We start from the raw sequence: 25,032 nt of genomic DNA on the forward strand, positions 1-25,032 counted from the left end.
CAACCGACGCAGATTCACTCCTCCGCGGGCGCCAGTGCGCGAAACACGCGGCGGCGAAGCATCTGCATGTCGATTTCCTGCTTGGGCAGGTAGGTGCGGTTGGTGAGCAGCACGAACCAGGTGCGCGAGACGGGATCGATCCACAGGCACGTTCCCGTCACCCCCGTGTGGCCCAGCGCGAGAATGTTTTCGCACCCCTTGGAATCGGGAACCACACCCTCCCGGCAGTACACTTCCCACCCCAGCGCGCGCGTCCCCGCCCCGGGCTGCGGCCGCACGAAGCCGCGAACGGTGCGCCGCTGAAAGATGCGGATGTCGCCCAGACGTCCCTCGTTGGCGATCATCGCCGCGAAGCGCGACAGGTCGCGCACGGTGCTGAAGGCGCCCGCGTTGCCGCCGTATCCGCCCAGCCGGCGCGCCACCTCGTCGTACGATCCGCCGGTGTACGGCTCGTCGGAGTTTTCCAGGTACAGCGTGGGCGCGCAGTCCGCGCAGGGAGAACGTACCCCGACCTCCGTGGCCGTCATTCCCAGCGGTGCCCACACGCGCCACTTCAGGTAGCGCCCCAGCGGCTCCCCCGCCGCCTTTTCCGCCACGGCCCACAGGATGGCGAACCCCAGGTCCGAGTACAGCACGTCCACCCCCGGCTCCGCGATCAGCGGGCGGGTGATGATGTAGCGCCGCACCGCCGCGGGATCGTCGCTCACGATGTCCGCCGCACCCGCGCGCAGCCCGGCCGTGTGGGTGAGCAGGTGGCGGATGGTGACGCGGTCCTTGGCCCCGCCGCTGAACTCCGGCACGTAGTCACGCACGGGATCGTCCAGGTCCAGCTTGCGGTCTTCCACCAGCGCCATCACCGCCGCCGTCGTGGCCACCACCTTGGTGAGCGACGCCAGGTCGTACCGGGTGGAATCCGGGCTCACCGCCGCCGCGCTGTCGCTCCAGCCGATGCGCCCGAACCCCTTCACCTCCTCCACCTGCTCGCGGTTGCCGGCGGCGAACGCCGCGCCGGGAAACGCCTGGCCGCGCACGTTGCGCGAAATCAGCGACTCTGCCTTCGCAATGGACGCGGAGGGAATCGGCACCGGCGCGGGGGTAAGAAACCGCTCCACCGCGCCCGGCGGCTCCGGCACCGGCGGCCCCGCCGGACGCCGCGACCCGGCCGCCGTCGCCAGCCCCAGGCCAAGACCGAGCACCACACCGCCCATCAGCAGCCCGTCCACCCGACCCAGACGCCTCACGTTCCCTCCCCCGGTCTTCCGACGCTGCATCCCCGAATGCGACAGCGAAATGCACGGAGCTTGCCGCGGCTCACCCGTGGCGCCATCGGTGCGAAAGGGGGTTCCGCGATCCGCATCCATCCGCCACATTTGCAGCCAGCCAAACACGTACAGGGAGAACGGCGGATGTCGATTGAAACGGAAACGGAACTGCAGGGGCTGCGGCGCGCCGGCCACGTGGTGGCGCTCACCCTTCGCGCCATGCGCGAGGCGGTGCGCGAGGGGATCACCACGGGCGAGCTGGACGAGGTGGCCGCGCGGGTGATGGCCGAACACGGCGCCCGCCCCGCGCCCAAGATGGTGTACGGCTTTCCCGGCAGCACCTGCATCAGCGTCAACGACGAGGCGGTGCACGGCATTCCCGGCGCTCGGCGGCTGGAAAAGGGTGATGTGGTGACGCTGGACGTCACGCTGGAGCTGGACGGCTATTTTTCGGATGCGGCGATCACCGTCGGCGTGGCGCCGGTGGCGGAAACCGCGCGGCGGTTGATCGTGGCGGCGGAGGCGGCGTTCCATGCCGGGGCCAAGGCGGCGCGGGCGGGCGGACGCCTTTCCGCCGTGGGCGCGGCGGTGGAGGCGGAGGTGGAGCGCCGGGGCTTCCGCGTGCTGCGCGATCTGTGCGGCCACGGCATCGGCCGCGCCATCCACGAGGAACCCCAGGTGGTCAACCACGCGCTGCGCGGCGACCGGACCGTGCTGACGGACGGGCTGGTGATCGCGCTGGAGCCGGTGATCGCCGCGTCCACGCGCCGCACGCGCGAGACGGGAGACGGGTGGACCATCAGCACGGCGGATGGCGGCCTGAGCGCCCACTTCGAGCACACCATCGTCATCACCCGCGGCCGGCCGCTGCTGCTGACGGCGGCGTAAAACGGCTGCCCCCGTCCGGGCACGTCCCCTGCCCTCCCCGTTGCGGACATGACGGAGGAGCGATGATGGAACCGACGGTTCGGACGGCGCGGCGGGCGGCGCTGCTGCTGGGCGTGGGGATGGGCGGCTTTGTGGACGGCATTGCGCTGCACCAGATCGCGCAGTGGCACAACATGCTGTCCGCGCGCGTTCCGCCGCACGGCATGGAGGCAATGCGCACCAACATGACGGCGGACGGCCTGTTCCACGCGGGCGTGTGGATCGTCACGCTCGCCGGCGTATTCACGCTGTGGAGCGCGGGCCGCCCGGGCACGCCGCTTCCCCCGTTGCGGGCGGGAACGGGATGGATGCTGATGGGCTGGGGCGGGTTCAACCTGGTGGAAGGGATCATCGACCACCACCTGCTGAACCTGCACCACGTGCGCGACCTGCCGGTGCACGTTCCCGCGCTGGACTGGCTGTTTCTGCTGGTGGGCGGCGCGGGACTGCTGCTGGCGGGGTGGGCGATGGCCCGGCCGTTTGCCGCCAGGGGATAGACGAAGGACGTCGTCCGGCTGGACGCAGAAACAGCACGGCCCCGTACCGGAAAGGTACAGGGCCGTGCTGTTCACATAGCGGGGGCGGGATTCGAACCCGCGACCTTCGGGTTATGAGCCCGACGAGCTACCAGGCTGCTCCACCCCGCGGCCAGGACATGTCAGAGAGCGGTGTTTGAAGCCTGATACGTGAGTATCGTTGGGTGACATCCCCCGCGTTTTCCGCGATGCACTCTCGAGCTTCGCGTCCGTGCGGAGATCAGCCCCCGGCTTCAATGATATCGGCTCAAACAGAGAAACTCTCTGCCATGTCGATGCACCGAATCTACTCCCCGCATAAGCATCTGTCAACCCGGCGGTTACGGTGTACATCTGTGCCCGGGGATGACGCCGGTGCGCCGTGGCGGGCATGCCGCGTGCGCCATCCTGTCCCCGTGCGGGCGACGACGCCCGCCAGTGCCCCTGCGCAACCATGCCCACGCCCCGCGAAGCCCAGAACGATCCCGCCGCCCGCCGCGCGGAACCGCGGATGGAGCCGCGCCACTTTGAGCGCAAGATCGACTGCGCTCCGGCCGCGCGCCCGCCCTGGCGCGCCGCGCCGGACGACCGCGCGAGCCACTCTCCGCCGCGCAACGCGTGAAACTGCAACCGGTTGCGTCGGGATCGCTGAACGCGCTGCTGTCCCTCCCCGAGCCCGGGGACGGACCGCGGCCGGTGCTCTGCTTTCTGCACGGGTATGGCGAGGCGGCGCCTCTGGACATCCACGCCGCGGTCACCAAGATCGGCCCGCTGAGCGCGGGCGCGTCTCCGGCGGCGGTGCGCGAATTCATCATCGCCGCGCCGCAGCTGCCGCTCGCGGGCGACAACTGGCGGCTGGAGGCGGATTCCGTGCGGTCGCTGGTCCACACGCTGCACACGGAGCACGGCGGCGATCCGGCGCGGACGTACCTTACCGGGTTCAGCTTTGGCGGAAACGGGGTGATGGACCTGGCCCTCGCGCAGCCGGAGCTGTGGGCCGCGCTCTGGCCGGTGGATCCCACCCGCGTGCCGCGGCGCGATCCCGGGAAGCCGGTGTGGCTATCCGTCGGGCACGTCGCCCGCCACGCGACCGATGCGTTCGCCGCGTCCATGCAGTTGCGGCCACCGGCGGAACACGGGACCGGTGATCGCGTGTACCTGGACGAGGGCGAAGACCATGTCGGCTCCGCGCGGCTGGCGTACGCGGACGACCGGATCTACGCATGGCTCCTTCGGCACCGGCTGGGCTGATCCCTCGCGATGTGCGAGGGCGCGCTCGATGAGCACCCCAGGCTGGCGCATCTCGCGTGGCTGATTCGAAGGATCCAGAATCGGCCACGCGTCGCATTTTCCAAGATCCCGATCCTGAGCGACGTGCCGATCCGCTTTAAATCCCGCACGACGGCCGGTGTGCCGCTCCTGCTCGCCTTTCCCGCCACGGCGGAAGGGGCGCTGCCCGCGGTGCTCTGGTTCCACGGCTTCGGCGTGGACAGCACGGTGCACCGGCCGGAACTGCAGGCCCTTGCCGAAGCCGGGTTTCTCGCCGTGGGCGTGGACGCCGCGGGGCACGGGCGGCGGCGGCTTCCGGACCTGCAGGAGCGCATCGACCAGCCGCACGAGCAGGCGCTCCGGACCATGATTGCCCTCGCGGAGCAGACCGCGGCGGAGATTCCGTCCCTGGTCCGCGCGCTGGCGGATGAGGGGATGGCGGATCCGGATCGCGTGGCGCTGGCCGGCGTGTCCATGGGCGGATACGTCGTGTACCGCGCGCTGCTGGAGCCGGTGAAGGTGCGCGCCGCGGTTTCCATCCTGGGATCGCCGGAGTGGCCGGAGGGCGACAGCCCGCACCGCCACCTGGATGCGTTCCGCCGCACCGCGCTGCTCTCCATCACCGGTGAGCGCGACGAGAACGTGCCCCCGGACGCAGCGCGCGAGCTGCACCGCCGCCTGGCGGAACAGAATCCGCCATCCGTGCACCGCTATGTGGAGATCCCCGGTGCCCCGCACCTGATGGACGGCGCGCAGTGGGCGACCGTGACGGACGAGATGCCGCGGTGGCTGAAAACGCACGTCCTGCCCCGCCCCGCCTGCACCCTGAATCCGACAGAGCCGCGATGAAGGTCACCATCCGTCCCGCCGTTCCGGCGGAGAAGCTGGCCCACATGGTTCCGCCCGCGTACCGCGACGCGGTCCAGGCGGCTACGGGCGGCAGCGGCACCTGGTCGCTTCTCCTGTTCGCGCACTCGCCGCGGGACGTGGTCCCGTCGCCGCCGGTGCGCAAATCGATGCGCCGGCTCAAGATGCCCGCCCCGGACGGCATTCTCGCTGTGGGCACGGTGTTCACCGAGGAAGCGCTCGCGCTTCTGGAGGAAGCCGGCGCACGGGCCGTCGCCTTTCGCAAGGCGAAGTGGACGGACGAATCCGCCCGCGCCCGCCAGCTTTGACCCGCATCTCCACCCACCCGGCCGCGTCCAGGCTCCCGCGCGTCGCAGCCGGACCATCCATCTCCCGACCCGAACGTACCATGCACCCCACGGCGATGCTGGGACTGCTCCTGTTGGCCATCGCCGGTCCGGCGCGCGCGCAGGCGCCGGCTCCTCCGCGCGTGGAGGCCGTGCGCTTCAGCGGCGTGCGCGCCCTCCCGCAATCCGTGCTGCGCGACAGCATCGACACACGCCGGGGGGAGTGCGGATCCGTCTTTCTGGCACCGGTTTGCGCGATCTCCGGCGCCGGCCGTCAGACAGTGCGGCTGGACACGGCGGCGGTGCGGCTGGATGAGGTCCGCATCGCCGGAATCTACGCTGCGCGCGGCTATCCCGATGCGCGCGCCGTCGCGGAGGTGTCGCCTTCCGGTACGGACGAGGTGACCGTCACCTTCCGCGTCACGGAAGGCGAGCCGGTCCGCATCCGCACGGTTCGCGTCACCGGCGGGGAGGATATCTTGGGCGCGGCGGTGGACCCGATGCCGCTGCGGGCGGGCGGCATCTACGCCCCGGCGGACGTGGAGGCGGCTCGACAGCGGATCGGGCGGCGGCTCACGGCCACCGGCCGCGCGTTCGGGCAGGTGGAGGTGCAGGCGGTGGCGGTAGAGGGAAGGCGCGAAGTGGATCTGACGCTGCAGGTGACGCCGGGGCCCGTCGCCGTCTTCGGCGCGACCTCCGTGTCGGCGGAGCGACCTCTGCGCGACCGCGACATCCGCTCGCGGCTGGCCTTCCGCCCCGGCGAACGCTTCTCCCCCGCCAAGCTGGACCAGACGCTGGAGCGGCTGTACGCGCTCCCCGTCGTGCGGACGGCGGAGGTCATCCCCCGCGCCTCTGGCGCCAGCGGCGACACGGCCATCGAGACGCTGGTGACCGCGGAGCCGGGGAAGCTGGGCGCGTATCAGTTCCTGGGAACGGTGTCGTCCACCACCTGCCTGGGCGCGGACGCCATGGTGAGCCGCCGCTACGCGTTCGGCGCGCCGCGCACCATTACGCTCGGCGCGGGCGGCAGCAATCTTGGGCGCAGCCTGCTGGGCGGCGCCGGGTGCAGCACCCGCGAAACCGGCGAGTTCACCGATCCCAACTACTACGTACGGGCGGACTTGCACGAGCCGCTCGGCGCCGACACCTGGCTGCTCCTGCGCGGCGCGGTGCAGCGCGAGGTGGCACCGGGCGCGTTCATCCGCCGGGGCGTGCAGGCGCGTGCGGAACTGCGGCGTACGCTCGCTGGCGGATTGCAGGTGGGCGTGGCCTACTCGCCGGAGCGCGGCGACAACCGGCCCGCCGCGCCCGTGTTCTGCGCGGTCGCCGGGGAATGCACCACCGAGGCGCTGGACCGCCGGCTGACACTGGCGCCGCTGGAGGTGAACGCGACGTGGAGCCCGCGGCGCGCCCGGCGCATCGGGCTGGAGCTGCCGCGCGCGGACATCACCGGCGCGGCCCCCGTGTGGCTGTACTCCCTGCGCGGCAGCCTGGCCGGCGCGGATGCGATCACCGGCTCGGAGTATCGTTTTGCGACAGCGCTGCTGGATGGCGCGATTACGCGGCTGGTGAGCCGCCGCGCGGAGGTGGCGGCTCACGCGCGGCTCGGCGTTCTTGTGGGCGGCGGCGAGCGGCTTCCCGCGCAGGCGCGACTGTACGGCGGCGGACCGCGCGGAGTGCGCGGGGTGCCGCAGAATCTGCTCGGCCCGCGGGTCCTGCTGCTTCCCGACAGCGACGTGCTTCCCGACGGCTGCACGCTCGCGACCGGGGGCTGCGAGGGCGTGGACATCGACCCGGACGACGTGCGGGTGCGCGCGGTCGGCGGGGACGCGCTGGCGGAAATCAACCTGGAAAGCCGGTTGTGGCTGTCCCGCGGCGTGATGCTCGCCGGGTTCGTGGACGTGGGGATGATGCACGCGGACCTTCCCTCGTCGCCCACCGGGGCCCTGCCGCGCACGGAAACCGTCGTGTCGCCGGGGCTGGGCGTGATGGCGGGGCTGCCGTTCGGGGCGCTGCGGCTGGACGCGGCGCTGGATACCCGCCCTACCCGAATGCTGCCGCTCGTGACGCGAAACGAGGAGACCGGCGCGTACATCAACCTGGGCGGCGTGCAGTACGACCGCACCCGCGGCGGCAGCGGATTCGACGCCCTCCGCCGCCGCATCACCTTTCAGATTTCCACCGGAATCCCATTCTGATGCATGCTCCTGGGGCTAACGCCTCGGGGTGGCGGCCGGCGCTGGACTGATCCGCGGTCAAAACCCGCAACGTGGTGAAGCGTGTACGGCCCATCGCGCCGGATCGCCGGTGGAACGGCGCTGCCAGACGATCAGGTCTGCGGCAAGCCAGCGCCGCGATCCGCATCCGCCACGTCCGTGCACATCCCGGACGGCGGAGATGCGCGGGAGACGGGAGGGCAGACGATCGGCATCGCCGGCGCGCGGAGTGCGCGTGTTATGTCGCGAACGGCCGGGGTCGCCGCAAAGGGCGAATCCATATAGCTTTCAAGGATGGAACGATCCGCCCCACGGGCGGAATGTCGCGTGGCCGGCGACCGCCCGGCGCAACCAAGGAGCGAGGCGAGTGAGCATGAACTTCCTGAACGCACGGCGCGGCGCCGGTGCGCTGCTGACGCTGGCTCTTGTGGCGTGCGGCGACGATGGCGGTGGTGGCAACACCACGATCCCCATCGTTACGCCGGTGGAACCCAAGGCGAACGAGTACATGAACCCGGTTCTGGACAGCGACTTCCCCGATCCGGCGGTCATGCGGGCCAGCGACGGATTCTTTTACGCGTACGCCACGCAGACCACCGGCATCCGCGTGCAGGTGTCCCGTTCCAAGGATCTGGCGAGCTGGTCGTCCGTCAGCGAAGCCATGCCCACCAAGCCGTCATGGGCCAGCGAGTCGCAGAACTTCTGGGCGCCCGACGTCATTGAACGTGACGGGAAGTATGTGATGTATTTCAGCGCGCAGGTGGATGCCTCCAAGCGCGCGCGGCCCGATGACGGCTTCTGCATCGGGATGGCGATGGCGACCGCGGCGGGCGGGCCGTTCGTGGATTCGGGCGCGCCGGTGGTGTGCGGCCCCAACTTCACCGTCATCGACCCCATGGCGTTCGATGACCCGCAGACGGGCAAGCGCCTGCTGTTCTGGGGCTCGGCGGGTTCGCCCCTTCTGGTGCGGGAACTGTCTGCCGACCGCCGCACCTTCGCGGCCGGCAGCAGCGCCACCCCGGTGGTCTCGGTCCGCAACGGCGGCCCCTCGGGGTACGACCAGGGACTGATCGAGGGGCCGTGGGTGACGTTCGAGAACGGCTTCTACTACATGTACTTCTCCGGAAACAGCTGCTGCGGAACGGGCGCCCGCTACGCCGTGCTGGTGGCGCGCGCCACGTCCGCGACCGGTCCGTACACGGTGCTGACGGACGGAAGCGGCGTCGCGCAGCCGGTGCTGCAGGCTGGCGGAAAGTGGCTGGCCCCGGGCCACAACGGCGTGATCAAGGACGCGGCGGGTGCGGAGTGGATGCTGTACCACGCCATCGATTCCAGCCGGCCGAACCTGATTCCCGGAAACACAGACATCTCGCGCCGGCCACTGCTGCTGGACCGCATCCGGTACGTGAACAACTGGCCGGTGGTGGGCAACGCCACGCTCCCCACCACCACGCCGCAGCTTCGCCCCACCGCGCTGCCGTAGGCGGGAACAGATCGGCACGCGCCCGGCGGAGTCATCCGCCGAGGTTGCTGTGCAGTCTGGTTGATGACGGAAAACGACCCGCCCGGCACCATGCCGGGCGGGTCGTTCCACGTCCACCCCTGTCGCGAGAAGACTGTCGATCTCGCGAGATGACGGTCAGGCCTTGCGGCAGACGACGATCAGGTCGGGGCTGGTGTGCAGAAAGGGCTGCAGTTCCCAGTCACCCCAGAAGTCCACGGGAATCAGGCCGGCCTGGCGCAGCAGCGCGTCCCACTCAGTGGCGCTGCGGATGCGGAGTTCGTGGTACTTCTCGCCGATTTCCTTGCCGCGCGACCAGCGCGTCCACTCACGGCTTACGCCCTCGATGGCGTCGAATTCGCGCTCCACCCACACCGTTGCGCCGCCTTCCGTTTCCCACCAGTCGCGCTCGGCGAACGCGCTTACGATGTGGTCGCGGTGCATGGTTTCCATCACGAAAACACCGTCGGGCTTCAGCGCCTTTGCCGCGCCCCGCAGCACCTGCAGGTCCTCCTCGTCCGACAGGAAGTAGCCGAGCGACGAGTACATGGAAACCACCAGGTCAAACCGCGACTCCCACAGGATTTCGCGCATGTCGCCCTGCACCCATTCCACCTCCACGCCGGCACCCACGGCGCGCCGGCGGGCGCGCGCCAGCAGTGTCTCGGACCAATCCATTCCCGTCACGCGAAAGCCATTGCGCGCCATCTCCACCGAGTGGCGGCCCCATCCGCAGGCCACGTCCAGCACCTCGGCGTCCGGCGGCAAAGGCGCCATTTCGCGCAGCCCTGCAATCTCCTTCTGCGTCCGGGCCGGCGTAAGAAAATCGCGGTAGATGTCGACGAACGTCTCGTCGAAGTAGCCGTCCCACCATCCCCGGCGGTTCATGCGGCCTCCGGCATGAGCGCCAGCAGATCGTGGATGCCGCGGATGCGTTCGCAATCCGCCGCGTTCCAGCGCCAGAGCGGGTCGATGAGGATGGGTCGCATCCCGGCCGCCCGCGAGCCCTGCACGTCGATTTCGTAGATGTCTCCCACGTACGCCACCTCGGAGGGATCGAGCCCCATCTTTTCCGCGCCCAGGCGGAAAATGCGCGGATCGGGCTTCTCCAGCCCCACCTGCCGCGAATCCATGATGAATTCAAAAGGCGCCGCCAGCCCCACACTCTGCAGCAGCCCGTCCACCCGCCCGTCCGCGTTGCTGATGACGCCCAGCCGGTAGCCGCGGCGGCGCAGTTCCTCCAGCGTTTCGGCCGTGTGCTCGCGCACGTTTTTCCACAGGTGCGACTCGGCGTGGCGTGCCCAGAGCGCGGCGGAGAGCGCCGGAAACTGCTCGTCCGCGGCACCCACGCGGCGGAACATTTCGCGGAACAGCGTCTCGGCTGCGGACCCGTCGTTGGCCGCCTGCCCGGCCCGCATCATCTCGCCCAGCACCAGCTTGGCCTCCGCTTCGGCAGTCATCAGCGCCTCCACGGTGGTGTGGACTCCGTGCTCCGCCAGCAGGGTGACGAGGTATGGATGATCCAGCCACACGAGCGTGTTGCCGGCGTCGAACAGAATGGCTTTGGGCGGCTTCATGAGCGTTTCTCGATGGATCGGGTGGGAGCCGCGCTCCCCGTCGCGCGTCGTTCCCGCTGCGGCACACAAAGTACGTCCGCCGCCCCGCGCCGCGCGAGCGTCCGCGACGGAACCCCTCCCGCTCTGCGCCACCCGCGTCGCGTCGAGGCGCGCGACCCTCCCGGCCGAGTGAAGCGCGATCGCTGTCGTGAAACGACGGAGTCTGGCCAGGGTCGAGAGGCCTCGACGGAGGAGAACCCGAGCGTGCGCGGCGGACGGCGCAGCTGTGGCGTCATCCGCGAGTCGCCGCGCCCACCTCCGCACGGAATCCGCCACGCTCGACAGAGGATCAGCCGAGCGGCGATTGCACCTGTTCCGCCATCCCCCGAACCGGCATCTTGTCGGCTTCCCCCATCTGGACCCGAAGACGACGACGCGATGCCGACGCCGCTGCGCTGCCCCACCTGCTCCGCCCCGCTGGACGTTCCATCCGAGCACGCCAACCTGGTCCGGTGCGCCTACTGCGGGGCGGCGGCGCTGGTTTCGGAACGTTTCGGGACACCGATGGCCATCGCGGCGCACGACCCGCACAGTTCCGTCATCGCCGAAGTGCTGCGCCATCTGCGAGAGGGCGACCGGGTGGGTGCGATTCAGGTCTATCGCGAGCGGCTGGGCGGCTCGCTGCTGGAGGCGCGCAAGGCCGTTGCGCGCCTGGAAGAAGGCCAGCCCGCGGGCTCCGTCCCGTCCCCGCCGGGGATCGCCCGCGTGGCGGGAATCGTGGGTGCGGTCATGCTGCTCAGCATGATCGGGATCGGGTTCATCCTCAGAGCGGCGCAGGGGCCGGCCTCCTCAACCGGTTCCTCCACGGGAACGAGCATGCCCTCCGTTGGCACCGGCCTCGCCGGGCAACCGGAGAAGCCCGCGGAATGGGCGCAGACGGTGACGCGTTTCGGCAGGGAAGGCACGGGGGCGGGACGGTTTGAGGATGCACGCGAGGTGGCGGTTGATGGATCGGGGCGGGTCTACGTTGCGGAGTACGGCGGAGGCCGCGTGCAGGTATTCGACTCCGCCGGCACCTTTCTGACCCAGTGGACCGCCGATCCCGAGATGCCGATGATGTCCATGGCGGCGAACCGTGAGGGCACCGTCTTTGTCGTCCAGTCCAGCCGCATCCGGCGGTATGAGGGCGCCACGGGCAAGCCGCTGGGCGACTTCGCCGCATCCTCCGGCGCCAGCTTCAACGACGTGACGGTCGCGCTGGACGGAACGCTCTGGGCGCTGGCGGGATTTTCGGACCTGCTGCACCTGAGCCGCACCGGCGCCGTGCTGGCCTCCATGGATCTCAAGGAGGTGGACAGGGACACCAAGCCCGAGCGCGTGGCCGTGGCGGGAGACGGCAGGCTGTACGTGGCCAACTTCGGGTCCGGCGATATCTACCGTCTGACGGCTGAGGGACGCTTCGTGGACCGGTTTGGCGGCGACGGCGGTGACGGCGTGGGGATGCACTCGCCGGAAGACATTGTGGTGGACGGGCACGGGCGCGTGTACGTAAGCGATTCCGGAATTCAGGTATTTGACGCCAGCGGCCGGCAGCTCGGCTCGTTCGCCGGGAGCGCCGCGATCTTTGGACTGGCGATCACCGACGCGGACGACCTGTACGCCTCGGACCGCAACGCCAACCAGGTTGTCCGCTTCCGCCTCCCGGATCCAAGCCCCTGATCGCGGAATCCACTTTCCGCCTCAGCCGGCCCGCGGGCGCTCGCGGAAAGCCTTCTTCGTGCAGTCGCGGCCGCGGCGGGAAACGGGCATGGATGTCGCACCGTGCGCACGAAGCATGATCCCGGCACAGGAGCACCACACATCCACAGAGTACCCGGACGCGGAATGCCTCACGCACACCGGATCGAGCCCGGCCACAAGGTTCACCTCGCGGAGTACGACACGCGCGAGAACGGCGGGATGGACAAGGAGAAGGGCCAGGCGCGGTTCCTGGAACTGAACGCCGAGCTGGACGTCATCCAGGAAGAATTGTACGCCGCTGGCGTAAACAGCGTGCTCATTGTCCTGCAGGGGATGGACACCAGCGGCAAGGACGGCGCGATCCGGGCGGTGATGACCAACCTGAATCCGCAGGGCTGCCGGGTGGAGTCGTTCAAGCAGCCCAGCACCGAAGAGCTGTCGCACGACTTCCTGTGGCGCGTGCACCGCGTGACGCCTGCGCGCGGCATCATCGGCGTGTTCAACCGTTCGCACTACGAGGACGTGCTGGTGGCGCGGGTGCAGAAGCTGGTGCCGGAACCCGTCTGGCGCGCGCGCTACGACCAGATCAACGCGTTCGAAGGCATGCTGGCCGCCAGCGGCACGCTGGTCTTCAAGTTCTTTCTGCACATCAGCAAGGACGAGCAGAAGGAGCGGCTGCTGGCACGCGAGGCGGACGTGGGCAAGGCGTGGAAGCTGTCCGCCGGCGACTGGCGCGAGCGCGAGCACTGGGACGAATACCAGAAGGCGTACGAGGACGCCTTCCGGCACTGCAGCACCGACGTGGCCCCGTGGTACATTGTCCCCGCTGACCGGAAGTGGTATCGCAACCTGGCGATCACGGAAACGCTGGTGGATGCGCTGAAGCCCTTCCGCCGCTCCTGGGCGGACGCGCTGGAGGCCATGAGCCGCGCGCGCCTGGCCGAGCTGCAGGCGTTCCGCGACCAGCAGGCCGCGCCCGCCGAGTAGTCCGGCGGATGGCGGGAGAGGAGAAAAGGGGGACGGCGCCGCACGCGCCGTCCCCCTTTCGTCATTGCGGGTCCCGCATCCACAGCGTCCGTGGCCGAAAACGTTCGCCGGTGCGCCGCTCCAGCCGCCGGATGCGCCGCTCCTGCGCCCGCATCTCGTCCGTCCGGTACGGGCCGATGACCACGAACACGCGCCCGCTGTCCAACTGCGGGTAGACGACGCGGTCGCCCAGCCCGCCGCGCAGGCCCTCCGCGCGCACGGCCCGCAGCCGGGCGCGCGCCGCCGCCAGCGACGTGTCTGCGAACTCGCCCGCCACCCGCACGGGGAGCACGGTGGATTCGGACCTTCCCAGCTTCACCAGGCGCTCGTACTCCGCGCGGGCCACGCGCGACGCCGGCATCGTGCGGGGCCGGTCCGCGAACGCGCCGCGCCGCAGCACGAGGCGGAGTGGACGCGAATCCTCACCCCAGCGGCCACGGAACGGACGCACTTCATCCTCTCGGTCCTCCCACTCCGCCACCGTGTACGGTCCGGCCAGCAGGAGTACATCTTCACCGCCCACTTGAGGATACACGGCCCGGGTCCCCACCCCGGCGCGCACCCCCGCCGCGCGGATCTGCTCCACGCGCCCGGACATGCTTTCCGCCGTCCCGCCGCTGGCCAGGACGACGAATCCGAGCGTGTCGCCGGGAATGTAGCCGTGCGTGTTCACGCGGCGGTACTCGGCTTCCGCGTCGTCCGTCCACGGCGTCTCCGGCGTGAGCAGCGCACTGATCGCCTGCCCGGTTCCCGCCATCGACAGACGTTTCTGGACGGACGGCCACGCCAGCAGCACGCCCATCACCACGGCCAGCCGGACCGCGGTCCACAGCATCCAGCCCGTTCCCTTCCCTCGCGCGGGTTCCGGCGCGGCAGCGGGCTCCGGCGCGGGAACGGCGGGCGGAGCGGAGACCGGAACGGGTGCGACCGGAGGAATCACCGGAGCCGAAGCAGCGACGGAGCTGGCGGAAAACGGTACGGCGACGAACGGGGCGGGCGCGATCGGCGGCGACGCGGGCGGAGCGGGAGTCGACGGATGGATGGCGGCGGGCGCCGGATCGGTCGGCGCGTACGCGGGCTCGGCGGAGACGGCGATGTACGGGTCGGCGTGCGCCGGCGTGCTGCGGCGCAGGTGGATGGTGCCGCCCACCACGTCCAGCAGCGGATGCAGCGCGGCGACGAGTTCGCCCGCGTTGCCGAAGCGGCGGCCTGGCTCCGGGTGGACGGCGCGCGTCAGCACGGCATCCACGCCGCGCGGCAGGTGGGGATGGACGGCGCGCAGTTCGTACAGGGCGCGCGCCGCGGCGGCGGGATCGGTGGCGGCATGCACCTGCGCGGGGTGGCGGCCGGACAGCATCTCCAGCGCGGTGAGCCCCAGCGCGAACACGTCGCTCGCGGGGGTCACGGACCCGCCGCGGATCTGCTCGGGCGCGGCGTAGCGTGGCGTGTGCGGCCCCGGCGCGTGCACGAGCGTGGCGTCCGACGTCGCCGCGGCGGCGGCCGCCGCGCCCGCCGCCTGCGCGATGCCGAAGTCCAGCAGCTTCACCTCCCAGCCGCCATCCGGGTCCGCCACCAGAAAGATGTTGCGCGGCTTGACGTCGCGGTGGATGATCCCGGCGCGGTGCCCGGCGGCAATCCCCATTCCCGCCTCGCGCAAAATCTCCAGCACCTCCGCCGTGGGGAGCGGGCCGGCGGCCTGGGCCAGCCGTACGCCCAGGTCCTGCCCCGGAAGCAGTTCCATGACCAGGTAGTCCATCCCCAGATCCCGGTCGGACCCGAAGTCGTGCGCCGTCACCACGTTGGCGTGCCGCAGCGAGGCGGCCGCGCGCGCCTCGGCGTGGAACATGGCGCGGAACTCCGCCTCCCGCGCGGGATCGGCGTGCTGCAGCGTAAGCACCTTCACCGCCACCGTGCGCCCCAGCCGCTCGTCCCACGCGCGGAACACGGCGCCCATGCCGCCGCTGCCCACCAGCGATTCCACCCGGTACCGCCCATCCAGGCGCCGGCCGGCAAGCAACTCGAACGTGGGCGGGATGATGATGGACACGGATGGCGGCGCGGGTGGACCGACGGAACGCGAAATCAGCGAGCGGTGATTGTACGAATCAAAGATGCAGACGTTTCGCCCGCCGCGCGACCGCAGAGCCTCGGCTGGCGAATTCTCCGCCAGTGCCGGCGGAACGGATAACGGAAATCATCACACAGAGTCAACAGAGTTAAGAGATCATTCCTCTGTTAACTCTGTGTGAGTCACACTTTTCATCCACGTGGGACGAACAAGGGCCCGTGCGTGTGCACGGGCCCTTGCTGTCAGATCACGATCGGGCGATCAGGAGCAACCGGCCAGGACACTCAGGCGTGCGCCGCGATCAATCCTGATCCAGATCCAGACCGGCCAGCTTCATGAGGTGAACCTGCAACCCGCGCTTGAGCGGCGTATTCCCATGCACTGGCACGGAGATTCGCTCTGCTCGGCCCGTTTTGCGATAGATGTGGTGGCTCCTCGAACCCGGGCCAGTTCCCACCCGTCCTCCTCAAGAAGCCGCCCCAGTTCCCGCCCGGTAAGCGGTTTCACACAGCGATCTCGAGCACACGGGATCCGCTCTCCATCTCAGCTTCCTCTACATCCACGGAGAGACAGGCCTCCACGGCCTCGTACAGATTGGCGAGAAGCTCCTCAAAGGTTTCGCCCTGAGTCGCGCAGCCGGCGATCGCCGGCACCTCGGCCCAGTATCCGCCTTCTTCGGCCTCGTGAACCACCACGCGCAGCTTCATGTTTTTCCCTCGATCAGAAGAAGACCGGCTCCTGGTAGGCGCCGAACACCTCTTCCAGCGCGGCGCGGATCTCGTACAGCGTGGCGTAGGCGCGAACGGCGTCCAGCATCGACGGCACCACGTTCTCCTCCGTGCGCGCGGCCGCCTTCAGCCGCTCCAGCGCCGCATCCACCTGCTCCTGGTTGCGCGCCTGGCGCATGGCCGCCATCCGCTCGCGCTGCCGCAGTTCCGCCGCCTCGGTGATCTTGAGCAGCGGGATCGTAAGCTCCTCGCCCTCCACCGTGAAGTCGTTCACGCCCACGATGGTGCGCTCGCCCCGCTCGATCTCGATCTGCTGGCGGAACGCGCTGCGGGAAATCTCTCGCTGGAAGTAGCCGACCTCGATCCCCGGAACCACGCCGCCCAGCCCGTCGATCTCGCCAAAGATGCGCTCGGCCTCTTCTTCCATCCGGTCCGTCAGCGACTCCAGGTAGTACGAGCCGGCCAGCGGGTCGATGGTGTTGGCCACGCCCGTCTCGTACCCCAGCACCTGCTGCGTGCGCAGCGCGATCTGCACCGCGCGCTCCGTGGGCAGGGCCAGCGTCTCATCCATCGAATTCGTGTGGAGAGACTGCGTGCCGCCCAGCACCGCCGCCATGGCCTGATACGCCACGCGGACGATGTTGTTTTCCGGCTGCTGCGCCGTCAGCGTCACGCCCGCGGTCTGCGCGTGCGTGCGCAGGCGCCAGCTTTCCGGGTTCTTGGCGCCGAAGTCATCGCGCAGGTGGCGCGCCCAGATGCGGCGCGCGGCGCGGAACTTGGCGATTTCCTCGAAAAAGTCGTTGTGCACGTCCCAGAAGAACGACAGCCGCGGCGCGAAGTCGTCCACGTCCAGCCCGCGCTCCACCCCGCGGCGCACGTACTCAAGCCCGTTCTTGAGCGTGTACGCCAGCTCCTGGACGGCGGTGGAGCCCGCTTCGCGGATGTGGTAGCCGCTGATGGAGATGGGGTTGTACTTGGGCGCGTTCCCCGACGCCCACTCGAACATGTCCACGATCAGGCGCAGCGCCGGCTCCGGCGGGAACACCCAGGCGTGCTGCGCCTGGTATTCCTTGAGGATGTCGTTCTGCACCGTGCCGCGCAGCTTTTCCGCCGAAATCCCCTGCTTTTCCGCAGCGACGATGTAGAAGCAGAAGAGGATGATGGCGGGCCCGTTGATGGTCATGGACACGGACACCTTGTCCAGCGGAATCCCGCTGAACAGCGTTTCCATGTCGTCCAGCGAGCTGATGGCCACGCCGCACTTGCCCACCTCGCCCAGCGACCGCGGATGGTCGCTGTCGTATCCCATGAGCGTGGGGAAGTCGAAGGCCACGCTGAGCCCCGTCTGCCCGCGGCCCAGGAGAAAGTGGTAGCGCTCGTTGGTTTCTTCCGCCGTGCCGAAGCCGGCGAACTGGCGCATGGTCCACAGCCGCGTGCGGTACATGGTGCCGTACGGCCCGCGGGTGAACGGGTACTCGCCGGGAAGGCCGATGCGCCCGTTGTAGAACGCCACCTCTTCCGGACCGGCGTCGGGCCGGTCCAGCGCGGTGTACAGCGGCTCCACGGGGGTGCCGGAGATGGTGGTGAAGCTGTCCTCGCGCTTGGCGGCGCGCTCGTACGCGCCTTCCCAGGCGGCGAGGTCGGCCTTCAGCCGCTCGATCTCGCGTTCCTTTTCGGCGATCTGGCCGCGCAGCGCGGCGGCGGGCAGGTTGCGCTCGACGGTGCTCATGATTGCATTCCTCCGGCGGGGCCCAGCCCCAGTTCATTCACGATCCGGTCCGCCACGGCGTACGGCGACACCTGCCCCGCTTCCAGCGCGGCCAGCTCATCGGCCAGAATTCCCTCTCCGGGACCGCGCAGCCACACCAGCCGACGCAACCGCCGCTCCACCACGGCGCGCACGCGTTCGGCCAGCCGCGCCTGGCGGCGCCGGCTGAGCTCGCCCGTCTCCTCCAGATACACCCGGTGCCGGTCCAGCGTTCGCGCCAGCTCCTCCAGCCCCTCGCCCGTCTGCGCGACCGTCTTGAGCACGGGGATGGCCCAGCCGCCGCCCTGCTCCGCGGCGGCCTGCACCCCTTCGCGCGCGGCCTTCTGCACCGACTTCAGGCTCACGCCGTGGTGACCGGCGTTCTGCGGCATGTCACCCAGCCGCATGTGCAGCATCACCTCGATCTCCTGCGCCAGACGGTCGGCGCCGGGGCGGTCGGCCTTGTTGATGACAAAGATGTCCGCCACCTCCATCAGCCCCGCCTTCATGGCCTGGATGCTGTCGCCGCTTTCGGGGACCAGGACCACCACGGAGGTGTCCGCCGTCCCCGCGATCTCCAGCTCGCTCTGGCCGACGCCCACCGTTTCCAGGATGACGCGGTCGTAGCCGAAGGCGTCGATCAGGTCGGCGACTTCCTTGGTGGTGGTGGCCAGGCCGCCCAGGTGGCCGCGCGTGGCCATGGAGCGGATGAAGATCCCCGGATCGGTGCTGATGTTGTTCATCCGGATGCGGTCGCCCAGCAGCGCCCCGCCGGTGAACGGCGACGACGGATCGACGGCGACGATGCCGATGCGCTCCTCGGCCTGGCGCAGGTGCAGCGCCAGCTTGCTGGTGAGCGTCGACTTGCCGGCGCCCGGCGGCCCGGTGATGCCGATGCGGTGGGCGCGCCCCATGTCGCCGAACAGCTCGTGCAGAATGCGCTCGAAGCCCGGGCGCGCGTCCTCCACGATGGAGATGGCGCGGGCCAGCGCGGTACGCTTGCCGTCACGAAAGCGCTCCAGCAGGTCGGCCGGGGCGGCGGCGGTGATTTCGGAGGTCATCCCGCAAATTGCCGGAAAATCCGCGTCCCTGTCAAGCGAGCGGACGTACGAATGATGGAGAGAGCGGTCACGGCGCCACGATCAGGAAGCCGTCGATGGCGGTCAGGTGCCGCGTGGTGCCGGTCGCCGCGCGCTCCGCCCGGCCCAGGGTGGCGTTGCGGAGCAGCACCTGAACCCGCACCGCCCCCCGTGCGTCGCGGAGGGAAAGAAGGGCGTCGCCGCCGTCCAGCGGCACCTTTGGAGCCTGCTGCCCACCGCAGCTTTCGGTCGCCGCCGCCAGCACCTTGTCGCGCAGAACGGCGGTGGCGGTGCCCGCTCTCCACCCCGGCGCCGTGGCCAGCACGGAATCCGCCGTCAGCCAGACGCGGACGCTGTCTCCGCCCAGCGGCAGGGAGATCACCCTGCCCTTCTCGACGGGCTCCAGCTGCAGCAGGGTTCCCGCGATCAGCCCGGGGACGCCGCCGTCCCAGTTCACCGTCTCGTACCGCGCCCCCGCCGGGCTGCCGCACCCCCTCCGCAGCCCCAGCTTTTCCGGAAGATCCCAGTTGGCGATGGTTGTATCCCGCAGGCGGGGGAAGACGGCCTGCACCGCCGCGCGCCCGTGCGCGTTCGCCAGGTAGCGCGTTCCCTCAGTGACACCTCGATAGGCGGCGCTGTCCAGCGTCACCGGCGGGTTCGCGGGCAGCTTCGCGGGATCCAGCTTCGCACGCGCCAGCGCCGTCCGCAGCCGCGCGGTCTGGTCGCGGCGGGAAACGGCGGGCGCGCTCCACGGCCCCACCGCGCCCAGCAGCAGCATCGCCGCCAGCAGAGCCGGAACGGAGGAAAGCAGCGGCGGCTCGCCGCGGAACCGCCGCACCGAACCCATCACCGCCAGCACGCCCAGCACGGCGACGATGCCCACGCGGATGTAGCGGAACTCCGTCCATCCATACTGCCCCAGCCGTGCCAGCAGCGCCCACAGCGCCAGCGGGATCAAGGGCACCAGCAGCACGGGAATCCACCGGATCAGGGCGGAAAGGCCTCGGTGCTCCTCGTCCCCGTGCACCGGCTCCAGCAGCACGCCGCCGATCAGCCCGATGAGCCCGGCCGCCATCACCAGCGGCGACACCAGGTTGCGGGGGAATTCCCCCGTCACCAGCACCTTGGCGGCGTAGGCGTACAGGATCAGCAGGTAGATGATGAGCACCGGCGCGTACAGCCAGCGACCCAGCCGGCTGACCGCGGTCGGCACGCCGTCCGGCGGCGGCGCCGTCAGCCGCTCGATGCCGCCCACGAAGATCAGCGGCGCGAGGGCGAAGAAGACGGCGCCGGCCAGGTCGCCGAACAGGTGGTCGGGCTTGTCCAGGTCGAACAGCGAGATGATCGCCTGGATGGCGCCGGCAAGGATTCCGTACAGCGCCACCGCGTACGCGCCCACGCCCACCAGCCGCTCGGAAAGCCGCCACGCGAACGCCCAGCTGCGCCGCCGGTCGCGCGCCTTCCACGGCAGCGCGGCGGTGAGCGCCAGCGCGAGCGCGGAGCCGCTGGCCAGCATCAGCCAGCGCCAGTCGTGGGCGTTCAGGTCCGGATCGAACCAGAACAGGCCGAACGCGGCGCACACTGCCAGAATCGCCGCCGTGGCCGCCCAGCGCGCACCCGCGCCAATGACGCCGCGCAGATACAGCACGCTCGCGCCAAAGACGAGGGGGAACGCGATCGCCACACTGGCGCCCACGCGGAAGAAGTCGTCCTCGCCGCTGTCGGCGCGAAGCGAGAGGGAGAGCGCGACGGCCACCAGCAGCCCCAGAAGCACCTCCACCGGCGCGGCCGTGGCGGCGGCGCGGGCATCGGCGGCGTAGGCGCGGAGGGCGCGGCCGAGCGGATTGGGCATGGGCGTGTGGCGGCGGGAGATGAGACGATGAGGAGAAGCCTCGCCCAAGGTGCCCGTTCGCGCGGGTGGATGCAAGCAAACGCGGGATGCGCAGGCCGAGATCAGGCCGTCCGCCGGCCGGCAGGTGAGCGCAGGCCCCTCCCCCGCTCCGCCGGTCCGCAAGCCCTTTTCCGCCGATGAGCCAAGCAGTCGCCGTGCGTGTGAAGCGCTTCCGGGGCTCGAGCGTGCGCAGCGTCAGACCGATGAATCGTGTTTTCAGGATCGCACCTTTACCGCTCTTACATGACATATCATATTCCGCAGTGGGTACTGCCCGCCCGCGCCGGATATTCAATCCTGGAGGATTCCATGAGACCACGATCTGTTCTGCTCGCCATCCTTCTGCTGCCGCTTACAGGATGCGACAGCCCCTCCGGCGTGCGCGCGGGTTCTCCCGCGCGGGTGGACGTGGTGTCGGGTGACCTGCAGCAGGACACGGTGGGCCAGATGCTTCAGCAGGCCCTGGTCGTCCGCGTGGTGGATGACAAGGGCCGCCCGGTAGAAGGACAGACGGTGAACTTCCGCGTCGTGTCGGGCGGCGGAAGCGTGTTCGCGGGCGTGTCCACGACGGACCGCCAGGGCGAGGCGCGCGAACGGTGGACGCTGGGCACGGCCGCGGCGGACAGCCAGCGCGTGGAAGCCCGCGCCGTGGGAACGCAGAGCGGCGATCCGCTGGTGTTCGGCGTGTTTCGCGCGGTGGCGGTGGCGGATGCATTCGCCTCGCTGACCGCGGTGGGCGCCACGGCGTACAGCGGCACCGCGCAGGACCCGGTGACGGATTCTCTCACGGTCCGGGCGCAGGACCGGTACGGCAACCCGGTAGCCGGCGTGGAGGTGCGCTGGTCGGCCGTGCAGGGCGGAGGCAGCTTCTCCCCCGCGGTTTCCACGACAGGTTCCACCGGAGTAGTTCGGTCGCAATGGACGCTGGGCGCCGGGACAGGAGCCCAGACCGGGCGCGCGGCTGCGGGTGCCGCACCTCCCGTGGACTTCGCCGCGGCGGCCACTCCCCTGCCCCCCGTACAGCTGGAAATCCTGCCGCGTACTCTGTCGTTCGCTTCCCTGGGAGAAACGCTCGCCCTGAGCGTGATTGCGCGTGACCGCACCGGCGCGCCCATCGGGGGACTGCCCGTGAACGTCTCGTCCGAGAACGCGGCGGTGGTTCGCGTTACCTCAACTCCCTCCGCGATTTCTCAGGGCAATGGCTCCGCCCGGATCATCGCCATGCTCGGCACGTTGCGCGACACCGTTACCGCTGCCGTTCGGCAGGTCGCCACCACGATCGAGATCTCCCACAGCAGCAGGAATGCGGAGAGCCGGGACAGCATCGTTCTCGTGGCGGACAGCATCCGCCAGATAACCGCCACCGCCAGGGACGCACGCTCTTATTCCATAGAAGATGCCGTTATCGCGTTTGCCAGTTCGGCGCCGGCAGTAGCCACGGTGAACGCGGCGGGTACGGTGCGCGGCGCCGGAGCCGGCATCGCGGTGATTACAGGCACCTCCGGCGGGGCGAGCGCCAGCCTGCCGGTGCGCGTATACGCCGGAACGCTGGTGGTCTCGCAGATCGCCGCCGGGAAAGATCACACCTGCGCCATAGACGTCCGCGGGCGAACGCTGTGCTGGGGACGCGGCGTGGGCCGGGGCAGCCCGGCCCCGGTCGTGATCGGCGGCCCGGCCCTGGCCTCACTGGCGGGCGGTGGCGATGACTATATCTGCGGTCTCACGGCACAGGGCGCGGCGTACTGCTGGGGCGACAACAGCTTCGGACGACTGGGCAACAGATCTACCACGGCATCCGCCAACCCGGTCGCCGTTGCTGGAGGGCACGTATTCACCACACTGGCGGTTGCTCCCGCCTTCGCATGCGGGCTGGCCACGTCGGGCGCGGTCTACTGCTGGGGCGTCGGAAGCAGCGGCGCGCTGGGCAATGGACAGTTCCTGGGCAGCAGCGTCCCCGTGCCCGTCACAGGAGGAATCACGTTCGCGCATATTGCGGCGGGGGAGCACCACGTGTGCGGCACCTCCACCAGCGGCGCCGCTTACTGCTGGGGTGCAAGCCGGCTAGGCGAAGGCGGATTCCAATCCGGCGAATGCCCTGCGTCCTTTCCCGAAGCAAACGCGGCATGCGTGAACGTTCCCACGCGGGTGCCCGGATCGGTAGTCTTCCGGTCCCTTGTTCTGGGCTACCTGTATTCGTGCGGACTCACCGAAGACGGCTCCGCGTACTGCTGGGGAACGACCGACCCGCTAGCCGGCTCGCCCGCCACCACCGTCCCTGTGGCCGTACCCGGCGGGCATTGGTTCGCCTACCTCGTTTCCGGCCGCAACACCCTCTGCGGCCGCACCACCGCCGGGCAGGCCCTGTGCTGGGGATCGGGTTACTACGGCGAATTCGGCAACGGCGGTGGGGGCAACTACTCGGCGCCAGTCCCGATGGACCGCGGCCGTGACTTCACGCGTCTGACCATCGGTGGAACGCATTCATGCGGTATTGAGGCCACCTCCGAGGCGGCGTACTGCTGGGGCACGGACGACAGCGGGGAACTGGGCAGACTACGGGGACACACTGGATGGGAGCGTCGTCCCGTTGCCGTTGTGGGCCCTCACTGACCCACTGCGTGTGGCAGGCTTGCCGGGCAGGACAGGTGGACGGGGTCCGGAAGCCGCGGCTTCCGGACCCCGTCGTCGTTTCCCGCGCGGATTATTCCACGCAAGCATGCGGTGCGTTTGACCGTGATCCGCCGCCCAATCCCGCGGATCAGGAGCCCCGGCGGGAGCGGCAGGCTGGCTCACGCTGTGGCTCCGCCCATCCACCCCGCGCTCACGCCCCTTCCCTTCTGCTCGTTTTTGTGACATGCTGCTGTGGGACGCATGTCACATTTTGCGAATCGGGGATGGATGGCGGAGCGGACGGTCCTGCTGATCGGCGACGACGCAGAGGTTCGCGACGGCGTGCGTGCTGCCTGCGAGCGTGCGGGCGTGGCGTTCCGCGCGGCGGCTACGCTCGCGGACGGGCTGCGTGTACTCTCCGATTCTCATCATCACGCGACGGTGCTGCTGGCGTCAGCGGTGGATGAAGACGGGGCGATGATCCGCCGGATCGCATCCGCGCCCGCCGCGGGAACGCTGGTGCTGGTGGCCCGCGCGCCGTCGCTTCGCCTGGCCATCGACGCCCCGCGCCTGGGTGCGGCCGAACTGCTGACGATTCCATTGGATGTGGACCGGCTGGCCGCCCTGTTCTCCCCCGCCCCGCCCGCCGGTGACATCGTCCCCATTCCCCGGCTGCACGCCGGATCGGGGGACGAGCTCGTGGGGAGCAGCCCGGCTCTGGTCGCCGTGTTCAAGACGGTGGGCAGGGTGGCGGGAAGCGATGCCACGGTGCTGGTGACCGGCGAGTCGGGGACGGGAAAGGAGCTGGTCGCCCGCGCGCTTCACGCCGCGAGCGGGCGATCGGCGGGCCCGTTCATAGCGGTCAACTGCGCCGCGATCCCCGAGGACCTGCTGGAGAGCGAGCTCTTCGGGCACGAGCGCGGCGCGTTCACGGGCGCGATCGCCCGCAAGGTGGGCCGCTTTGAGCGGGCGAACGGCGGCACGCTGTTTCTGGATGAGATCGGCGACATGAGCCTCGTGCTGCAGGCCAAGATCCTCCGCGCGTTGCAGGAGCGCGAGATCGAGCGCCTGGGCGGCGAAGCGCGCATTCGCCTGGATGTGCGCGTGGTGGCGGCAACCCACCGCAACCTGCCCTCGTTGATCGCCTCGGGCGACTTTCGCGAAGACCTGTTCTACCGCTTGGCCGTCGTGGCGCTTCACCTGCCAGCGTTGCGAGAGCGCACCGGCGACGTGCGTGCCCTGGCGCTGCACTACGCAGCGCGCTTCGCGGCGGAGCATGCGCGGGAGCTGCGCGGCATCACGGATGGCGCCATGCGCGGCCTGGAAACCCACGCGTGGCCGGGCAACGTCCGCGAGCTGCGCAACGTGCTGGAGCGCGCGGTGCTGCTGTCCCCCGGCGACGTACTGCAGGTGGATCACCTTCAGCTGAGCCCCGCGGCGGCCCGGGATGATGGGGTGGTGGACGGGGCCGAGGCGCTGCACGGCTACTCCCCGCACATGACCATGGCGCAGGTGGAGGCGCTTCACATCGGGCGGGTGCTGCGGCAGGTGGATAGGCACTTCGGGCGCGCCGCGGAGATCCTGGACATGCACCGCAACACCGTCTCCCGCAAAGCCATCGAGTACGGCGTCCTTCCAGGCTGATCGGGAACGTGCGGCATCCGGGGCGGGCAGCCGTCCCGGCCGCGCAACCCTCCGGCTCGG

The 25,032-nt window shown here is 70.0% G+C and carries 21 protein-coding genes and 1 tRNA gene; 12 read left to right on the forward strand and 10 right to left on the reverse strand.

Translation table 11 applies throughout. From position 1 onward, the window contains the following. Positions 1-14: 14 nt before the first annotated feature. Positions 15-1,241, reverse strand: coding sequence for a serine hydrolase (locus HNQ61_RS06255; RefSeq protein WP_170036294.1), 1,227 nt, complete (start codon positions 1,239-1,241; stop codon positions 15-17). A 165-nt stretch (positions 1,242-1,406) separates the two neighbouring features. Between HNQ61_RS06255 and map the strand changes: the two genes are divergently transcribed. Together map and HNQ61_RS06265 are read left to right on the forward strand one after the other, a co-directional pair. Then, on the forward strand, positions 1,407-2,150 hold the full coding sequence (map, locus tag HNQ61_RS06260; protein ID WP_170036292.1) for a type I methionyl aminopeptidase: 744 nt from the start codon (positions 1,407-1,409) through the stop codon (positions 2,148-2,150). 65 nt (positions 2,151-2,215) lie between these two features. Further along, a complete protein-coding gene (locus tag HNQ61_RS06265) occupies positions 2,216-2,686 on the forward strand; it encodes a DUF2243 domain-containing protein (protein ID WP_205761791.1) in 471 nt (156 codons plus the stop codon). Between the two features lie 76 nt (positions 2,687-2,762). Here the strand turns inward: HNQ61_RS06265 and HNQ61_RS06270 are convergent. Continuing rightward, positions 2,763-2,836: transfer RNA gene (locus HNQ61_RS06270), tRNA-Met, on the reverse strand. A gap of 322 nt (positions 2,837-3,158) precedes the next feature. Between HNQ61_RS06270 and HNQ61_RS06275 the strand changes: the two genes are divergently transcribed. The 6 genes from HNQ61_RS06275 (at position 3,159) to HNQ61_RS06300 (ending at position 8,865) form a co-directional block, all read left to right on the forward strand. Continuing rightward, the gene (locus tag HNQ61_RS06275; RefSeq protein WP_170036288.1) at positions 3,159-3,326 is read left to right on the forward strand and encodes a hypothetical protein; all 168 of its coding nucleotides are present in this window, start codon (positions 3,159-3,161) and stop codon (positions 3,324-3,326) included. Then, a complete protein-coding gene (locus HNQ61_RS06280; protein ID WP_170036286.1) occupies positions 3,323-3,955 on the forward strand; it encodes a hypothetical protein in 633 nt (210 codons plus the stop codon). The genes HNQ61_RS06275 and HNQ61_RS06280 overlap by 4 nt, the downstream gene beginning before the upstream one ends. A gap of 123 nt (positions 3,956-4,078) precedes the next feature. After that, complete coding sequence (locus HNQ61_RS06285; protein WP_170036284.1) at positions 4,079-4,822, forward strand: alpha/beta fold hydrolase; 744 nt, start codon at positions 4,079-4,081, stop codon at positions 4,820-4,822. After that, on the forward strand, positions 4,819-5,148 hold the full coding sequence (locus HNQ61_RS06290; RefSeq protein WP_170036282.1) for a hypothetical protein: 330 nt from the start codon (positions 4,819-4,821) through the stop codon (positions 5,146-5,148). The genes HNQ61_RS06285 and HNQ61_RS06290 overlap by 4 nt, the downstream gene beginning before the upstream one ends. Positions 5,149-5,228: 80 nt before the next feature. Beyond that, positions 5,229-7,364: an outer membrane protein assembly factor gene (locus HNQ61_RS06295; RefSeq protein ID WP_170036280.1), complete on the forward strand. Its 2,136-nt coding sequence runs from the start codon at positions 5,229-5,231 to the stop codon at positions 7,362-7,364. 391 nt (positions 7,365-7,755) lie between these two features. Beyond that, on the forward strand, positions 7,756-8,865 hold the full coding sequence (locus HNQ61_RS06300; protein ID WP_240978909.1) for a glycoside hydrolase family 43 protein: 1,110 nt from the start codon (positions 7,756-7,758) through the stop codon (positions 8,863-8,865). A gap of 156 nt (positions 8,866-9,021) precedes the next feature. On the opposite strand, the gene HNQ61_RS06305 is transcribed toward HNQ61_RS06300, so the two are convergent. Then, positions 9,022-9,771, reverse strand: a complete 750-nt coding sequence (locus tag HNQ61_RS06305; RefSeq protein ID WP_170036276.1) for a class I SAM-dependent methyltransferase — start codon at positions 9,769-9,771, stop codon at positions 9,022-9,024. Next, complete coding sequence (locus HNQ61_RS06310; protein ID WP_170036274.1) at positions 9,768-10,460, reverse strand: HAD family hydrolase; 693 nt, start codon at positions 10,458-10,460, stop codon at positions 9,768-9,770. The genes HNQ61_RS06305 and HNQ61_RS06310 overlap by 4 nt, the downstream gene beginning before the upstream one ends. A 417-nt stretch (positions 10,461-10,877) precedes the next feature. Between HNQ61_RS06310 and HNQ61_RS06315 the strand changes: the two genes are divergently transcribed. Both HNQ61_RS06315 and HNQ61_RS06320 read left to right on the forward strand, forming a co-directional pair. Then, positions 10,878-12,158, forward strand: a complete 1,281-nt coding sequence (locus HNQ61_RS06315; RefSeq protein ID WP_170036272.1) for a hypothetical protein — start codon at positions 10,878-10,880, stop codon at positions 12,156-12,158. Between the two features lie 165 nt (positions 12,159-12,323). Further along, positions 12,324-13,166, forward strand: a complete 843-nt coding sequence (locus tag HNQ61_RS06320) for a polyphosphate kinase 2 family protein (protein ID WP_170036270.1) — start codon at positions 12,324-12,326, stop codon at positions 13,164-13,166. A 61-nt stretch (positions 13,167-13,227) separates the two neighbouring features. On the opposite strand, the gene HNQ61_RS06325 is transcribed toward HNQ61_RS06320, so the two are convergent. From HNQ61_RS06325 to HNQ61_RS06350, 6 genes are all read right to left on the reverse strand, one after another. Then, on the reverse strand, positions 13,228-15,252 hold the full coding sequence (locus HNQ61_RS06325; protein WP_170036268.1) for a protein kinase domain-containing protein: 2,025 nt from the start codon (positions 15,250-15,252) through the stop codon (positions 13,228-13,230). 322 nt (positions 15,253-15,574) lie between these two features. Continuing rightward, positions 15,575-15,730 (reverse strand): type II toxin-antitoxin system HicA family toxin, encoded by a 156-nt coding sequence (locus tag HNQ61_RS29800; protein ID WP_205761789.1) that lies wholly within the window; start codon positions 15,728-15,730, stop codon positions 15,575-15,577. Between the two features lie 46 nt (positions 15,731-15,776). Beyond that, the gene (locus HNQ61_RS06335; RefSeq protein WP_170036266.1) at positions 15,777-15,980 is read right to left on the reverse strand and encodes a type II toxin-antitoxin system HicB family antitoxin; all 204 of its coding nucleotides are present in this window, start codon (positions 15,978-15,980) and stop codon (positions 15,777-15,779) included. 13 nt (positions 15,981-15,993) lie between these two features. After that, on the reverse strand, positions 15,994-17,730 hold the full coding sequence (locus HNQ61_RS06340) for an acyl-CoA mutase large subunit family protein (RefSeq protein ID WP_170036264.1): 1,737 nt from the start codon (positions 17,728-17,730) through the stop codon (positions 15,994-15,996). Continuing rightward, on the reverse strand, positions 17,727-18,809 hold the full coding sequence (gene meaB / locus HNQ61_RS06345) for a methylmalonyl Co-A mutase-associated GTPase MeaB (protein WP_170036262.1): 1,083 nt from the start codon (positions 18,807-18,809) through the stop codon (positions 17,727-17,729). The genes HNQ61_RS06340 and meaB overlap by 4 nt, the downstream gene beginning before the upstream one ends. 67 nt (positions 18,810-18,876) lie before the next feature. Beyond that, the gene (locus HNQ61_RS06350) at positions 18,877-20,679 is read right to left on the reverse strand and encodes a DUF4153 domain-containing protein (protein WP_170036260.1); all 1,803 of its coding nucleotides are present in this window, start codon (positions 20,677-20,679) and stop codon (positions 18,877-18,879) included. 348 nt (positions 20,680-21,027) lie between these two features. Between HNQ61_RS06350 and HNQ61_RS06355 the strand changes: the two genes are divergently transcribed. Then, positions 21,028-23,328 carry a hypothetical protein gene (locus tag HNQ61_RS06355; RefSeq protein ID WP_170036258.1) on the forward strand — a complete coding sequence of 767 codons (2,301 nt, stop codon included), beginning with the start codon at positions 21,028-21,030 and terminating at the stop codon, positions 23,326-23,328. A gap of 261 nt (positions 23,329-23,589) precedes the next feature. After that, complete coding sequence (locus HNQ61_RS06360; protein ID WP_170036256.1) at positions 23,590-24,972, forward strand: sigma-54-dependent transcriptional regulator; 1,383 nt, start codon at positions 23,590-23,592, stop codon at positions 24,970-24,972. The last annotated feature ends 60 nt before the right edge of the window (positions 24,973-25,032 follow it).

This window comes from Longimicrobium terrae, assembly GCF_014202995.1.
In the GTDB taxonomy this organism is placed as follows: Bacteria; Gemmatimonadota; Gemmatimonadetes; order Longimicrobiales; family Longimicrobiaceae; genus Longimicrobium; species Longimicrobium terrae.

Excerpts from the sequence above, each read along its gene's own strand:
- map (WP_170036292.1), top strand. The coding sequence starts at position 1,407 with ATGTCGATTGAAACGGAAACGGAACTGCAGGGGCTGCGGCGCGCCGGC.
- HNQ61_RS06265 (WP_205761791.1), top strand. The coding sequence starts at position 2,216 with ATGGAACCGACGGTTCGGACGGCGCGGCGGGCGGCGCTGCTGCTGGGC.
- HNQ61_RS06275 (WP_170036288.1), top strand. The coding sequence starts at position 3,159 with ATGCCCACGCCCCGCGAAGCCCAGAACGATCCCGCCGCCCGCCGCGCG.
- HNQ61_RS06290 (WP_170036282.1), top strand. The coding sequence starts at position 4,819 with ATGAAGGTCACCATCCGTCCCGCCGTTCCGGCGGAGAAGCTGGCCCAC.
- HNQ61_RS06295 (WP_170036280.1), top strand. The coding sequence starts at position 5,229 with ATGCACCCCACGGCGATGCTGGGACTGCTCCTGTTGGCCATCGCCGGT.
- HNQ61_RS06300 (WP_240978909.1), top strand. The coding sequence starts at position 7,756 with ATGAACTTCCTGAACGCACGGCGCGGCGCCGGTGCGCTGCTGACGCTG.
- HNQ61_RS06305 (WP_170036276.1), bottom strand. The coding sequence starts at position 9,771 with ATGAACCGCCGGGGATGGTGGGACGGCTACTTCGACGAGACGTTCGTC.
- HNQ61_RS06310 (WP_170036274.1), bottom strand. The coding sequence starts at position 10,460 with ATGAAGCCGCCCAAAGCCATTCTGTTCGACGCCGGCAACACGCTCGTG.
- HNQ61_RS06315 (WP_170036272.1), top strand. The coding sequence starts at position 10,878 with ATGCCGACGCCGCTGCGCTGCCCCACCTGCTCCGCCCCGCTGGACGTT.
- HNQ61_RS06320 (WP_170036270.1), top strand. The coding sequence starts at position 12,324 with ATGCCTCACGCACACCGGATCGAGCCCGGCCACAAGGTTCACCTCGCG.
- HNQ61_RS06335 (WP_170036266.1), bottom strand. The coding sequence starts at position 15,980 with ATGAAGCTGCGCGTGGTGGTTCACGAGGCCGAAGAAGGCGGATACTGG.
- HNQ61_RS06340 (WP_170036264.1), bottom strand. The coding sequence starts at position 17,730 with ATGAGCACCGTCGAGCGCAACCTGCCCGCCGCCGCGCTGCGCGGCCAG.
- meaB (WP_170036262.1), bottom strand. The coding sequence starts at position 18,809 with ATGACCTCCGAAATCACCGCCGCCGCCCCGGCCGACCTGCTGGAGCGC.
- HNQ61_RS06350 (WP_170036260.1), bottom strand. The coding sequence starts at position 20,679 with ATGCCCAATCCGCTCGGCCGCGCCCTCCGCGCCTACGCCGCCGATGCC.
- HNQ61_RS06355 (WP_170036258.1), top strand. The coding sequence starts at position 21,028 with ATGAGACCACGATCTGTTCTGCTCGCCATCCTTCTGCTGCCGCTTACA.
- HNQ61_RS06360 (WP_170036256.1), top strand. The coding sequence starts at position 23,590 with ATGTCACATTTTGCGAATCGGGGATGGATGGCGGAGCGGACGGTCCTG.